Source organism: Faecalicoccus sp. LCP19S3_E2 (assembly GCF_052121255.1).
In the GTDB taxonomy this organism is placed as follows: Bacteria; Bacillota_I; Bacilli_A; order Erysipelotrichales; family Erysipelotrichaceae; genus Faecalicoccus.
Map to the genome: position 1 here is coordinate 168,024 of NZ_JBQKEP010000003.1, position 14,500 is coordinate 182,523.

Annotated in this window: 15 protein-coding genes; 9 read left to right on the forward strand and 6 right to left on the reverse strand. The window is 40.1% G+C overall.

Features of this window, described 5'->3' with window-relative positions; genetic code table 11:
- Positions 1 to 51 precede the first annotated feature (51 nt).
- Genes ACTQX6_RS04160 through ACTQX6_RS04170 form a run of 3 tightly spaced genes read left to right on the forward strand, consistent with a single transcriptional unit; the run spans position 52 to position 3,484 of the window.
- Entirely contained in the window at positions 52 to 831 is a 780-nt protein-coding gene (locus ACTQX6_RS04160) for an enoyl-CoA hydratase-related protein (RefSeq protein ID WP_167698146.1), read from the forward strand.
- A 15-nt stretch (positions 832 to 846) separates the two neighbouring features.
- Positions 847 to 2,400, forward strand: coding sequence for an acyl CoA:acetate/3-ketoacid CoA transferase (locus ACTQX6_RS04165; RefSeq protein WP_117445314.1), 1,554 nt, complete (start codon positions 847 to 849; stop codon positions 2,398 to 2,400).
- Between the two features lie 43 nt (positions 2,401 to 2,443).
- Positions 2,444 to 3,484 (forward strand): threonine aldolase family protein, encoded by a 1,041-nt coding sequence (locus tag ACTQX6_RS04170; protein ID WP_320863352.1) that lies wholly within the window; start codon positions 2,444 to 2,446, stop codon positions 3,482 to 3,484.
- A gap of 37 nt (positions 3,485 to 3,521) precedes the next feature.
- Here the strand turns inward: ACTQX6_RS04170 and ACTQX6_RS04175 are convergent, their stop codons facing one another.
- The 6 genes from ACTQX6_RS04175 to ACTQX6_RS04200 form a co-directional block, all read right to left on the reverse strand.
- On the reverse strand, positions 3,522 to 4,373 hold the full coding sequence (locus ACTQX6_RS04175) for a YitT family protein (protein WP_229035525.1): 852 nt from the start codon (positions 4,371 to 4,373) through the stop codon (positions 3,522 to 3,524).
- Between the two features lie 122 nt (positions 4,374 to 4,495).
- The gene (locus ACTQX6_RS04180) at positions 4,496 to 5,593 is read right to left on the reverse strand and encodes a metallophosphoesterase (protein WP_294686908.1); all 1,098 of its coding nucleotides are present in this window, start codon (positions 5,591 to 5,593) and stop codon (positions 4,496 to 4,498) included.
- A 2-nt stretch (positions 5,594 to 5,595) separates the two neighbouring features.
- Positions 5,596 to 6,360, reverse strand: coding sequence for an alpha/beta hydrolase (locus ACTQX6_RS04185; protein ID WP_117445317.1), 765 nt, complete (start codon positions 6,358 to 6,360; stop codon positions 5,596 to 5,598).
- A complete protein-coding gene (locus ACTQX6_RS04190) occupies positions 6,357 to 7,565 on the reverse strand; it encodes an ATP-grasp domain-containing protein (RefSeq protein ID WP_294686905.1) in 1,209 nt (402 codons plus the stop codon). Before ACTQX6_RS04190 ends, ACTQX6_RS04185 begins: the two co-directional genes overlap by 4 nt.
- Positions 7,562 to 8,083: an NUDIX hydrolase gene (locus ACTQX6_RS04195; RefSeq protein WP_294686904.1), complete on the reverse strand. Its 522-nt coding sequence runs from the start codon at positions 8,081 to 8,083 to the stop codon at positions 7,562 to 7,564. Before ACTQX6_RS04195 ends, ACTQX6_RS04190 begins: the two co-directional genes overlap by 4 nt.
- A 74-nt stretch (positions 8,084 to 8,157) precedes the next feature.
- A complete protein-coding gene (locus ACTQX6_RS04200; protein ID WP_272005416.1) occupies positions 8,158 to 8,877 on the reverse strand; it encodes an N-acetylmuramoyl-L-alanine amidase family protein in 720 nt (239 codons plus the stop codon).
- Positions 8,878 to 8,991: 114 nt separating this feature from the next.
- Here ACTQX6_RS04200 and ACTQX6_RS04205 point away from each other — a divergent pair, with 114 nt between their 5' ends.
- The 6 genes from ACTQX6_RS04205 to ACTQX6_RS04230 are packed head-to-tail and all read left to right on the forward strand — an operon-like array spanning position 8,992 to position 14,466.
- Entirely contained in the window at positions 8,992 to 9,735 is a 744-nt protein-coding gene (locus ACTQX6_RS04205; RefSeq protein WP_117445321.1) for a segregation and condensation protein A, read from the forward strand.
- Positions 9,728 to 10,276: an SMC-Scp complex subunit ScpB gene (gene scpB, locus ACTQX6_RS04210; protein ID WP_117445322.1), complete on the forward strand. Its 549-nt coding sequence runs from the start codon at positions 9,728 to 9,730 to the stop codon at positions 10,274 to 10,276. The genes ACTQX6_RS04205 and scpB overlap by 8 nt, the downstream gene beginning before the upstream one ends.
- Positions 10,276 to 11,004, forward strand: a complete 729-nt coding sequence (locus tag ACTQX6_RS04215; protein WP_117445323.1) for a pseudouridine synthase — start codon at positions 10,276 to 10,278, stop codon at positions 11,002 to 11,004. Before scpB ends, ACTQX6_RS04215 begins: the two co-directional genes overlap by 1 nt.
- Positions 11,001 to 11,729 carry an RsmE family RNA methyltransferase gene (locus ACTQX6_RS04220; RefSeq protein ID WP_117445324.1) on the forward strand — a complete coding sequence of 243 codons (729 nt, stop codon included), beginning with the start codon at positions 11,001 to 11,003 and terminating at the stop codon, positions 11,727 to 11,729. The genes ACTQX6_RS04215 and ACTQX6_RS04220 overlap by 4 nt, the downstream gene beginning before the upstream one ends.
- Positions 11,729 to 13,027: a tRNA (N(6)-L-threonylcarbamoyladenosine(37)-C(2))-methylthiotransferase MtaB gene (mtaB, locus tag ACTQX6_RS04225; RefSeq protein ID WP_294686901.1), complete on the forward strand. Its 1,299-nt coding sequence runs from the start codon at positions 11,729 to 11,731 to the stop codon at positions 13,025 to 13,027. The genes ACTQX6_RS04220 and mtaB overlap by 1 nt, the downstream gene beginning before the upstream one ends.
- On the forward strand, positions 13,018 to 14,466 hold the full coding sequence (locus tag ACTQX6_RS04230; protein ID WP_294686899.1) for a UDP-N-acetylmuramoyl-L-alanyl-D-glutamate--2,6-diaminopimelate ligase: 1,449 nt from the start codon (positions 13,018 to 13,020) through the stop codon (positions 14,464 to 14,466). Before mtaB ends, ACTQX6_RS04230 begins: the two co-directional genes overlap by 10 nt.
- Positions 14,467 to 14,500 lie beyond the last annotated feature (34 nt).

The following is a 14,500-nucleotide window of genomic DNA, read 5'->3' on the forward strand; positions in this document are numbered from 1 at the left end:
AAGGCGAACCGTTTCTGGTTTCGCCTTTTTTTCAAAAGAGAGGATACTATCATGGAAAATGTAATTTTAGAAAAACAAGGACATGTATCGATCATTACGATCAATCGTGAAAAAGCATTAAACGCATTGAGCACTGCCGTTTTAAAAGACTTGGAAGAAGCTGTCAATACCGTAGAAGCCGATAAAGATACTTATTGTGCCGTTATTACCGGTGCCGGATCTAAAAGCTTTGTAGCCGGTGCTGATATTGCAGAAATGAAAGATAAAACAGTAGAAGAAGCAGCTGAATATGGTGCTTACGGAAATAAGATCTTCCGTATGATCGAAACCATGCATTGTCCGGTCATTGCCGCTGTTAACGGATTTGCCTTAGGTGGTGGATGTGAATTGGCTATGAGCTGTGACATTCGTGTAGCCAGTGAAAATGCAGTATTCGGGCAGCCGGAAGTTGGTTTGGGTATCACACCAGGTTTTGGTGGAACACAGCGTTTAGCTCGTTTAGTACCTGCTGGTATTGCCAAAGAAATGATCTTCACCGCTCGCAACATCAAAGCAGATAAGGCTTTAGCGATCGGCTTGGTCAATAATGTTGTTCCGGCTGAAGAATTGATGCCAACGGTATTAAAAATGGCAAACGGTATTGCCAAAAATGCTCCAATTGCCGTTGCTTATGCCAAAAAAGCAATCAACAATGGTTTGCAGACAGACATTGACAGTGCCATTGAAATCGAAGTCAAAGAATTCTCCAGCTGCTTTGCCACAGAAGATCAAACCTATGGTATGGAATGCTTTGTGAATAAAGTAAAAGAAAAAGAATTTAAGAACAAATAGAAGGAGGTAGTTTCAATGGCAAAAATTTTATCAGCCGAAGAAGCTGTTTCTTTAATCAAAGATGGTGATACTGTCGGTATCAGCGGATTTATCGGAATGGGACATCCGCAGGAATTAAGTATTGCCGTAGAAGAAAGCTTTTTGAAAACCGGACATCCACGTGATTTGACCGTTATGTTTTCGGCCGGAATGGGTGATGGTACGGACCGTTTAGGTGCCAACCATTTAGGACATGAAGGCTTATTAAAACGAATTGTAGCCGGACACTGGGGATTGATCCCAACTTTCCAGAAGCTGGTTTTTGAAAATAAAGTAGAAGGTTATAACCTGCCTTTAGGAACCATTTCTTTGTTGTTCCGTGAAATTGCCGGTCATCGTCCGGGCGTTATTACTAAAATCGGTTTAAAAACATTCATCGATCCTCGTTTGGAAGGAGCTAAGATGAATGAAAAAACACGTCAGGCAGAAGATTTGGTAGAACTGATTGAAATGGATGGGGAAGAATGGTTACGTTATAAATCTTTCCCGGTCAATGTCGCATTGCTTCGTGGTACCTATGCCGATGAAGATGGTAACGTAGTCATGACACAGGAAGCTGGTACGCTGGATTCCTTATCAATCGCACAGGCAGTTAAAAACTCTGGAGGTACTGTCATTGTGCAGGTCAAAGATATCGTACAAAATGGCACCTTGTCGGCTCGTGAAGTAAAAATTCCGGGTATCTATGTCGATGCGCTGGTTATCGGAAAACCGGAAAACCATTGGCAGACATTCTCACAGGAATACAATCCATCTTATTCCGGTGAAGTTCGTGTACCGGTCGATTCAATTGAACCTATGCCGTTAAATGCACGTAAGGTTGTTTGTCGAAGAGCCGCTATGGAATTAGATCCAAAGGCGATCATCAACTTAGGTATCGGTATGCCGGAAGGCATTGCCAATGTAGCCAATGAAGAAGGATTACCAGGTCTAAAATTAACGGTAGAAACCGGAGGAATCGGTGGAGTACCGATGAGTGGTACAGCTTTTGGTGCTTGTACAAACCCGGATGCGATGATCGATCAGCCATATCAGTTTGACTTCTATGATGGTGGTGGATTGGATCAAGCTTTCTTAGGATTGGCTGAATGTGATCGTCACGGAAACATCAACGTTTCTCGTTTTGGACCGAAGATTGCCGGTTGCGGTGGCTTCATCAACATTACACAGACCGCACCTGTCGTGGTTTACTGTGGTACCTTTACCGCAAAGGGCTTAAAGGAAACCATTGGTAATGGCAAGCTGGAAATCGTACAGGAAGGGCAGATCAAAAAGTTCAAAAATGAAGTAGAACAGATTACATTTGCCGCTGAATATGCTGCGCAGACAGGACAGAAAGTCATGTATATTACTGAACGTGCTGTTTTTGAACTGTTAGATGGTGTATTGACCTTAACAGAAATTGCACCAGGTATTGATTTGGAAAAAGATGTTCTGGCACAGATGGAATTTAAACCGGCTATTGCCGAAGATTTAAAATTGATGGATGCCCGTTTATTCACGGATGAAAAAATGGGATTGTTAAAATAAGCGGAGTACTTTCATAAGTACTCTCTTTTTGAAAGGAGGGCTTATGTTATTTTTTCGAAATGACTATGGACAAGGCTGCATTCCGGAAATCTTAGAACACATGAATCAGACCAACACCCAAAGCCATGTAGGCTATGGAGAGGATGAAATCAGTGCGCATGCCAAACAATTGATTCAATCCAAGATGGTCGATCATACAGTTGATGTTCATTTTATCTCCGGTGGTACATTGACCAATCAAACTGTGATCAAAGCCATGCTTCGTCCTTTTGAAGCGGTAATTTCCTGTGATACCGGTCATATCGCAACGCATGAAACAGGAGCTATCGAAGCTACAGGTCATAAGGTTATCACAGTTCCCAATGTCAATGGAAAACTGACTCCGTCATTGATTCAAAAATCATTTGATGAACACATGTTGACCTATGAACATCTGGTGTATCCAAAGATGGTCTATATTTCCAATGCCACAGAATTTGGTACAGTCTATACAAGAGAAGAGCTTGCAGCCTTACATGAAAAATGTCAGGAACTCGGTTTATATCTATATATGGATGGGGCAAGACTGGGCGCTGCTTTGATGTCCGGTGTCGATTATTCGTTAAATGATCTGGCTGGCTGGTGTGATGTATTTTATATTGGCGGTACAAAGAATGGTGCTCTAATGGGAGAAGCCATTGTGATCGTCAATGATGCCTTAAAGCCTTATTTCCGCTTTTGTATGAAACAAAACGGAGCCATGATGGCGAAAGGTTGGTTATTAGGAATTCAGTTTGCGGGTTTGTTTGAAAACGATGCGTTTTATACCGTTGCCAAACATGCCAATGAAATGGCAGCACAGATTCAGGATGCTTTGTTTGATCTGAAATATCCATTTTTAATGAAGAGCGACACCAATCAGATCTTCCCGGTTGTCAATGAGAATGAATATGTTTTTTTGAAAGAAAAAGTAGATTTTGAGCTTTGGGAAAATCGGAAAGAAGGAAAGGTCATTCGTTTTGTGACCAGCTGGAGCACTACACAAGAGCAGGTAGATGCCCTGATTACCTTATTAAAACAGGCGAAAGAATTAAAAGAAGAATAGTTGTAAACAGGCGATAGTATCCAGCTGTCGCCTGTTTTTATTGATATTGTTTCTTAGAAGAAAAGCCACGTCCTAAAACTTCGCTGACACGACTAACGATCATAAACGCATCCGGATCGATCTGATGGACCAGTCTTTCGATCTTTGGAAGCTCACGGTTGGAAACAACACTTAGAATCACAGATTGATCTTGGTGTGAATAACCGCCTTTTCCCTGCAACAATGTGATACCGCGATCGACATCTTTTAAAATGGAAGATGCGATTTGTTCATGATGCGGACTGATGATCTTCACTTCGGTCTTCGTCGTACCCATTAAAAGAACTTTATCTAAGACGATCGATGTCAACAAGATCAGTATGATACCATACAATAATCTTTCTAACGGATTGTACAATGTCTGTGAAGACAAAATGATAAAATCAAAGACATATAAACTCATGGATACCGGAATCTTAAAGAAATGATGAAGTACTAAAGGCGGAATATCCATGCCACCGGTACTGGCACCACTACGAATCACGATACCTAAAGAAAGTCCAATACCTAAACCGGCAAAGATCGTATTTAATAATTCGTTATTTGTAATGACTAAATCACCCAGGAGCTGATTAAAAAATTCCAATGCCATTGGATATACCAATGTTGATACAATTGTTGTCATCACAAACTTTTTTCCTAAGATCAAAAATCCTACCAACAACATCACAAGATTAAATACCAGTACAAATAAAGAGACCGGTAATGAGAAATAATGATTTAGAAACAGGGCAATACCGGTCGTACCGGAACTCATTAAACTGGTAGGTAATATAAACAGCTTTACGACCAGGGCATACAAGAAATTTCCGAAGATAACCGGAATTACAGATCGTATGATCTTCATCATAAAAACCTCCTAAAAAAACACGCCTGTCAGAAAAAATAAATTTTCCCTAACAAGCGTGGATCAAGGCATTTGCCTAATACAGAGATATTGTATAGGATGTTGATCAAAAAGAAAAGAGTAAATTAATTTTCTAACTTTCTTAGATTTTTTAAATATGTCCATCCCAGTACTCCATCTTTTTTAATTTGTGCTTTGTCACGATATTCACGTACTATTTTTACGATATCTCCTTCTTTTAAAGGTATTTGATAATTGGTATAGTCCGAGGCATACCATTTGCCATGACGCTGTTCAATAAATTCATTATCGACCCAAAAAGCACGTTTTAAATGGAAACAATAAATATAAGACTGGTAACGCTCCTTTGTTAAGATTTCAATTTCACCACGATTCCAAGTCACAAACAAAGGAATTTGATTTTGATAATCTACACTTTGTATGCAAATGGCTGTAGGTAAGTCATCGTATCGTTTGACATCGACATGATTTTGTTCAAAAATCAATGCATTTAACTGACCGCCTTGTTTGACGATATTACCGCCATCAATGCTGTAGATGTTCTTTTTGGGATCGTAGAGGGGATCAAAACTGGCAATGTACTTCTGATATTCAGTAACCGGCATATGACCACAAATAACTTTCTTTTCAAAAGTCTGTTTCGTTTCAAAAAACATAGGCGTGGTCATGGTGATCTTAAAGTCATCACCATATTGTTTTTCCGATGCGATACCGGCATGGGTAAAAATCATATCAGGTGTTTCAATCACATGAGGAAGATCATTGACAAAGGCCATTTCTTTGAGAAAGTGCTTTCGAAGCGTTGCACAATAAACTTCCATATCTGTATCTTTATGAAAAGACATTCCGATTTCATTAGCCATTTCATGAAGAACGGAATTCTTTCTTGTCAATAAGATTTGTTTTAAGAAATCAAGACGATACGATAAAAAAGCATTTTTTATGGTGAAGTCACAATTTCCCATTAAGGCATACGCATTTCCTTGTTCACAAAGTTGGATGATATAGCACAATGTCGCAAGGTTTTCTTCTCCTTTTTCCAAAAGATCACCGGCTAAGATCAGGCGATCGTTTGAACTATCGTAATGACAAAGTGACAATAAATGTTTTAACGCTTTCAAATTGCCATGGATATCACTGATCACGATCGTTTTTCCCTGGTGAAGGGCCGGTAAATTTAAAACTACAGGTTTACGATTCATAACTACTCATAATAAAACAAAAAATCCAAGAATAAAGGCGCTTCTTCTTCCCAGGAACTTTCGGTGTGTTCACCTTCCGGTTTGACATGAAAGAAGACTTTGGCACCATGCTCCTGTAATCGATTGGCCAGTTCCGTGCAAATTGTTGTTTCCTGCACAAAGGTATGTTTACCGTTTCCTTCCAGGGCACCCCAGGACATATAGAAATAGGATGGTTGATCAAAAAACGTTTGATCGGCTTCCATCAGGAAATAATCCGCTGTTGGGATCAAGTATGGTGAAATTACCAAAGAGCGAGAATAGATATCGCGATAGCGCATACCCGCAAACAAAGCCATTTCACCACCACAGCTGGAGCCGGCGATCCATGTTGTTTCTCGCTGCGGTAAAGTCGGGAAGTGGGCATCAATGTAAGGCTTGAGTTCATTGACAAAAAAATCCATTGTCTCTTCGCCCAAACCATTTAGTTGGACTTGCAGCTGTGCATCGGCAAAAGGGTAGGGGCTATATTCATCTAAGCGGTCATTGCCATGGTGTGAACACTCCTGACCAACTACGATCATATCCTTTTTACCTTCGATGATATGCCATGCCAAATTCCATGATTTTCCATAGGTCGCATCTTCATCATGAAAAAGATTATGTCCGTCAAACATGTATAAAACCGGATATCGTTTCTGAGAATATAAATAATCGTCTGGTAAATACATGTGGATCTTTCTTTGTTTCTGCAGGGCGGACATGTATAGCTCAAACTTTAAAATCACTTGTTTCGATCCTTTCTGGTAGATTCCTGAAATGCGATCGCAAAGAAAGCATCTCTTTCTTCTGTTGTATGAAAACGACAGGCCAGGGTTACATCACCCATCGTAGCTGCATAGGCTTCCGGAAGATAGTTCGTGGCAATCCATTGATCTTTATACATCTTTTCAATTTCTTCCACACGATATTTATAGGCAATCGAATTTCGTCTTCCCGCAAAGCCGGCCGATTCACGGGCAATATGCATATAATCACCCTGCTGTGTTAATAATACCTGTGCCCAGATATCATAGACATCTAAAGAACCGGCATAGTTCATCAAATCCGGGGCAAAACCTCCCGGTGGACGGAAGTTGACTTCCAATCCAATGACCGTTCCTTTTTTACCCAAACCTTCTTTGTCTTTGGTCAAACGGAAGAATTCACAGTGAAAGAACCGATTTTTTAGCGCAAAGGCATGAATGGTACGTTGCGCAATGCTTCGATATTCATCACTGATCGTAAAGGCCGTATAAGCGCCAATCGATTGTTGGTACTGAACACTGTCCATACAGTTGCCGACATATTCTAAAGAATTCAAATAACGTATCGTTCCTTCCTGATCGCATACACCATCTAAAGTAAAGATATCACCTTCAATGTATTCTTCCAAGATCATCTGGTGTTCCTTGGTCAAATCTAAATACTTGATCAGATCTTCATCGCTTTTGATCGTATAAGTAAAAGAAGCGCCTACACCATGATCGGGCTTTAAAACCAGAGGATAACCGATCTTCTTGGCAAACTGTAAGGCGTTTTCCTTAGAATCCACCAAATAGTATCGAGCGGTCGGGATGTTGGCCTTTTCATAGTATTTTTTCATGGCTGCCTTACTCTGGTATTCCTGAATGGTTTTATAGCTAAAACCGGTCTTTACGTTAAAATCATCACGTAAGCGGGCATCCAGATCCAGCCAGGCTTCATTGTTGGATTCGATCCAGTCGATCTTTCCATATTTGAACGTAAAGTAACCAACAGCACGAAGCATCTCATCGTAATTGTTGAAATTGGAAACGACATAACATTCATCGATGTTTTCTTTTAATTCCGGTAACAAATTGTCATACGCTGTATCGACAATGGCCAAAACTGTCGCCCCGTATTTTTTTAATCCCCGGCAAAACATCCAGTAGTTCTCAGGGTAGTTGGGTGAAATCATGATAAAATTCATTTGACATCTCTCCTTTCCAAAAGCGCATATTGCAGGGCAATGATCGTTTTTCCGTCAATGATCTGATTGTTTTGAAGCATTTGTTGTACTTCTTTGAGATCAATCCATACTTTGGTAATTTCTTCATCTTCATCCATGGCCAGCTTATGTTTCGTTACATAAGGTTCTATGGCTTCATAGAGCCAGATGACTTCATCACAAAATCCAGGGGTGGAAACAAAGTGTATGATCGGTTTTAAACGCTTGCACTCATAGCCGGCTTCTTCGTTTAATTCACGCAGACCGGCCGTCATGGGATCCTCTCCATATTCAAGCTTACCGGCAGGAATCTCCAGTGTTTCCTGATCAATCGCATGACGCATTTGTTTAACCAGCAAAACTTTATCATCGACGATCAAAAGCACACCGACACCACCGGGATGGCGAATGATATCGCGTCTGTATTCTTTATTATGGATCGTTACGTCTTTTTGTTCTAAAGTAAAAATTTTTCCTTTAAAGATCTCCTTATTTTCCATATATTTTCATCTTCTTTCATAGTTTTCATTATATCAAAAAAACCGGTCGTTCTCAAAGAAACACCGGTAAAAGTTCAGTCAATTTGCGCTAAGATAGCCTCGCAAATCGAGTGGGCAATTCGATCCTGATAGTCTTCATTGGTTAAGTTGGTATAATCCTCGATATTGCTTAAATAACCCAGCTCGATCATGATCGTAGAAAGTGATTGATCCATCAGGATTGGAAAGTTTTCATAGTGATCGCTGTCTAAACCATTAAAGCGAGAATAGTTGATGGACATCAGTTTTTCGTTGATCGCATTGCACAGATCGATCAATTCTTCCTTGGGATGGGTAAAAAGAGAATACCCATGAATGGTCGTATCGACATCATCGCTCATATGAATGCTGATTAAATACTGCGCATTTTGATCTTTAGCCAGCTGGATACGCTGCTTGCTGGAATCGACTTCATTGGCTGAAACGATCGTTGAATCATCCGTTCTTGTATAAACGACATTGTATTCTGCCTGTGTAAGATAATTACCTATTTTTTGTACAATTTGTAAATTGATATCCTTTTCCGGTGTGTGATCACCGCTTGTATAGCCGGTATCGATACCACCACCCCCGGCATCCAGACAGATCGTTGCTTTGGAGTGGGAAATACCCATGTCGATCGTATCATTTGTCTTTGCGCTGCTTGTTGTGTTGGTTGGTGTACGCACCTCCGGCTCATGGACAGTTGAAAGATTTGGCTGTACGATCAATGCCATGATCAGTGCTGCTATTAAAAACCACAAAGCTCTTTTCATGGGTTCACCCCCTAAAATCTTTACCATCATATCATAAAAGGGTGTCTTTGACATCCATTAGTCCTACTTTCTTGTTGTCTGAAAATTTGTTATACTGTGATGTGGTGAGTGAATGTGGAATTTAAAGTAACGATCGATCAGTTTGAAGGTCCATTGGATCTGATGCTGCATCTGATCAAAGAGAATAAATTAGATCTTTTTGACTTAGACATGCTGGTCTTAGCTAATCAATATATTGATTTTATCCATCAGATGAAAGATCTTCATTTGGAAATTGCCAGCGAATATTTAAGCGAACTGGCTTCTTTACTGGAATATAAGAGTCGTAAGCTCTTACCGCGTGAAGAAGTGGTCGTGGAAGAAGAATATGAAGAAGAGCAACAAAGACAAAGACTGGTCGAACGTTTATTGGAATATCAGCGCTATAAAGAAGTATCGGCTTCTTTAAAAGATTCTTTTGAACAAAGACAGCTGCATTTTTCACGACCGGCGGCTTCTTTGATCGAGTCATGGGCAAAACCTATCGAAATAGATAATCTTCCAACACAATCACCTTATGAACTGGTCAAAGCTATGCAGCGTGTGATGCATCGCATGATCTTATTACAGCCTTATGAGACAAAAGTAACGATCAAGGAATTGTCAGTGGAAGAACGACTCGAACAAATTCAGCGCTTTTTAAATACGATCGATCATCCGATCACTTTTGAAGAGCTTTGTTCAGACTGTACCAATCTGCATATGATCGTTGTCACGTTTTTAGCTATATTAGATTTGATTCATCAGAAAATGTTGGATTTTACAATCAATGAAGAGGATCAAATTTATCTCAAGAAAGGAGAGCAGCTTCATGCATGATTTAAAAGCACTGGTGGAAGGCTTGATTTTTTTAAGTGGCGAGGAAGGACTTTCCATGATCCAGATACAAAACGCCCTACAAATTGAAGAAAGCCAGAAAGTACAGGATGCGCTTCTTTCTTTAAAAGAAGAATATGCCTCGTCTTCAAAAGGAATTGAGTTAGTGGAATATGCCAGCCGATATAAATTTGTCACTAAAGACTTTGTGTATCCATTTGGACAAAAGCTTTTTGAAAACATTCAACATCCGACACTTTCACAGGCTGCCATTGAAACCCTTGCGATCATTGCCTATAAACAGCCGGTCACACGTGTGGAAATCGAAGAGATTCGCGGGGTCAACTGTGAGATGATGTTAAAGAAGCTGCAGGCCCGAGGTTTGATTGAAGCCAAAGATCGATTGGATGTCGTAGGAAAGCCTTTGCTGTATCAGGTGACCGATACTTTTTTAGATACATTTCAATTAGAGACGATCAAGGAACTTCCGGAGCTTCCAAAGCCACAGGAAGAACAAGAGTTGTTTCATGAGGAGGAACTATGATGGAACGATTACAAAAAGCCATTGCCCAGTCTGGTTTTTGTTCAAGACGAAAAGCCGAAGAATATATCATTCAGGGAAAAGTCAAGGTAAACGGAAAAGTTGTCGATATCTTAGGAAGCAAAGTAAAGCCTAACGATACGATCACAATCAACGGACAGGCATTAGTGCGTGAAGAAAAAGTATATTATGTGATGAACAAGCCTAAAGGCTGTGTTTGTACAAGCAAAGATGAACATAATCGAAAAACCGTATTGGATTATATTCACATTGATCAAAGAGTGTATCCGGTAGGAAGACTTGATTATGATACCAGTGGTGTCTTATTATTGACAAACGATGGCGATTTTACCAATAAGATGATCCATCCTCGTTATCATTTGCCAAAGACGTATATCGTAAATCTGCAGGGAATCTTAAGTGAAGACGATATTCGTAAGCTGCGTAAGGGGTTAAGTGATGGTAAGGAAACTTTTCTTCCGGCAAAAGTCTATATGTTGGAAACCGATCCGACAAGAGAACGTTGTCGTTTTGAACTGACGATCACAGAAGGAAAAAATCATCAGGTCAAAAATATGATGGCAATGTTGGGGCATGAGGTGCGTCGTTTACATCGAAAACGCTTTGGTTTTATCGAAGCGGATGCCCTAAAGCCGGGTGAGATTCGGCAGTTAAAGCCATATGAAGTCAAAAAACTTTTGTATCTGGCCAATCAGGGAGAAACAAAATGAAACAAGTATTTGTAGAAGAGGCTTGTCAATTACACTCCAAGGTTCTTTTAGATACCAAACAGGCGCATCATTTATTTGATGTATTGCGTATCGAACAAAAAGAAACAGTACGCGTAATCAGTAAGCAGGGCGGTGCCTTTTTAGCCAAGCCGTTACAAAAGCCATATTTATATATCACGGATGAGATCGAAGTACCTGCTACCTTGCATCACATTACGCTTTGTTGTGCACTAATCAAGCAGGATTGTTTTGAAGTTATGCTACAAAAGGCATGTGAGTTGGGCGTCAGCCGCATTGTTCCTTTTGACAGTCGTTTTTCCATCATCAGACTGGATGAAAAGAAAAAGGAAAAGAAGTATGAGCGCTGGCAGCAGATCCTGTTGGATGCCTGCAAACAATGTAATCGCAACGATTTAGTGCAGTTAGAACCCATCCAAAGCATTGAAACCCTGCATAACTATCAGGGAAAATGCAATCTGGTCTGCTATGAAAAACAAAATGAAGCATCGATGCATTTGGCATCGTATTTAAAAGAAGACCCTAAATCGGTTACCATCGTAATCGGTCCGGAAGGTGGATTCGATGTCAATGAGATCGAAATCTTACAGGATGATCACTTTATTCCGGTTACCTTGGGAAAAAGAATTTTGCGTGCTGAAACGGCAGCGATTTATGCGCTATCCTGCATTGATTATCAACACGCTTTATCAAAGGAGGAAAAGTAGTGCGATTCAGTATTACGACACTAGGCTGTAAGGTCAACAGCTATGAATCCAATTATTATAAAGAACAGCTGGAAAAACATGGTCATCAATTGGTAGAATCTACTGATCCATGTGATGTTTGTATTATCAATACGTGCACGGTAACAAATACGGCGGCAGCCAAATCTCGACAAAAGATACATTCTTTAAAGAAGTCACATCCTAATGCCTTGATTGTTGTGGTTGGCTGCTATGTTCAGCATGCCAATCAAACGGAAAGAGAAAATCTGGATGTGGATTTGATCATCGGCGCCAATCATAAAAATGAGCTGGTGCAGCGTATCGAAGAATTATTAAAGGATCATGTTCGTAAGGATCTGGTGGAAGATATTCGCGACTTTACATCGTTTGAAGAAATGCCGATCCATGTTTATGAATCCAAACACCGTGCTTTTTTAAAGATCGAAGATGGTTGTAATCAGTTCTGCAGCTATTGTGCAATTCCATATGCCAGAGGACGACAACGTTCTTTATCAAAAGAAAAGGTCATTGAAATTGCGCAGTCTTTATCTGATAAAGGACATTATGAAATCGTTTTGACGGGAATTCATACCGGTCGTTATCAGGATGGGGATACTACACTGGCTAAACTGTTAAAAGAATTACTAGAAAAAACAAATGAACGGGTTCAATACCGAATTTCAAGTATTGAAATTACCGAAGTTGATGATAAACTGATTGAATTGATGAAACAGACCACAAGAATCTGTCATCATTTGCATATTCCGATTCAGTCTGGTTGTAACGAAACTTTACAGCGTATGAATCGTCCTTACACGATCGAAGAATTTCAACAACGATTGGATCATATACGAAAAGAAATACCTGATATTTCCATCTCTACTGATGTGATTGTCGGCTTTGTACAGGAAAGTGAAGAAGAGTTTGAAACAACGCATAAAAATCTTGAAGATTGTGCTTTTTCTTTCTTACACGTTTTTCCATACTCTAAGCGCAACGGCACCGCTGCCAGCAGGATGAAAGGGGAAGTGCATGGCTCAATCGTTAAAGAAAGAGTCAATAAACTATTAGCACTTTCCAACAAACTTCGTCAAAATGATATGGAGCGCTTTACCAATTTAGAAGTCTTAATTGAAAAACAAGACCAGGATGGTGTGTATCATGGCTATTGCCAACAATATCATCCCGTTAAGATTTATAGTGATGTTCCTCCTGCCTCACGTATTCATGTAACGTGGGATGAAATCAAGGATCATACTTATATTGTGTTAAAGAAAGAAGGATCGTTATGCGACTAAGCAAGCTTTTTAAAAATGCACCGACCGTTAATGTCACAGGTTTATGTTTTGATTCACGTAAGGTGCAAAAAGGAGATCTGTATTTTTGCCTTCCGGGAATGACTTATGATGGACATGATTTTATTGCCCAGGCTGTAGAAAAAGGGGCAATTGGTATCGTTCATTCCAAAGAGATCGAAAACAAACTGGAAGGTGCTGTCTATATTCGTGTAGAAGATGTCGTTTTAGCCATGAATCAGTGTGCCCGAATTTTCTATGCCAAGCCTTCTGATAAAATGACAATGTATGGAATCACCGGCACCAACGGAAAAAGTACATGTGCCAATATCATCAAATATATTCGTGAGCTAAAAGAGCCTTGTGGCTATATCGGAACGATTGCGATTGAATATGGAAAGGTACGCTTAGCACCGGATCTGACGACACCGGATGCCCTGTTTCTTCAAAAGAAGCTCAGCGATATGGTAAGAGCCGGTATAAAATCTTGCGCCCTGGAAGTCAGCTCGCATGGTTTAGCACAACATCGTGTCGATGCGATTCGTTTTGATGTGGCAATCTTTACTAACTTTACTTATGATCATTTAGATTTTCATGGCACCATGGACAGTTACTTTAATGCCAAATCTATTTTGTTCAAAGATTTAGTTAAAGAAAACGGTGTGTCCGTATTAAATGTCGATGATGATAAGTTTGAAGATTTAAAGTCTTTATCCAAAGCCAGAGTTGTTACATATGGTGTGGAGAAGGAATGTGATTATCGGGCGATCAATGTTCGTATTGATCCAGAATCCACAACTTTTGATCTTGTGTATCAGGAAAAGATTTATCATGTAAAGAGCAGTCTTGTTGCGATGTACAATGTCTATAACTTATTAGCCTGTATTGCGGCTTTACATCAGACCGGTATGGATCTGGCGATCATCTTGCAGGCATGTGCTTCGATTCCACAAATTGAAGGTCGTATGGAGCAGATCGATTGCGGCCAGCCGTTTCATGTGATCGTTGACTTTGCTCATACACCCGATGGCATGGAACAAATGTTACGATATGGAAGACATATTGCCAATGAACATCGTGTCATCAGTGTCTTTGGATCCGCCGGAAAGCGTGATATTGCCAAACGTAAGGTCTTTGGAGAACTGGCCGATCAATATGCCGACTTGATCATTTTGACCGAAGATGATCCAAGAGATGAAAATCCTAAAGACATCGCCTGTCAAATTAAAGAGGGAATTCAAGATACCCCAAGTGTATTTGTCGAAGACCGCTATGAAGCGATTCGCCAGGCCATTGATAACGCATCCGATGGGGATGTGATATTAATCTTAGGTAAAGGGGATGAACCTTTTATGTATCATACAGAAGGACGTGTTCCATGGACAGGCGACAATAACTGCGCCAGAGAATGTCTTGCGCAAGCAGGCTATACAAAAGAATAAACAACAAAGTCATTCCCACGAATGACTTTTTATT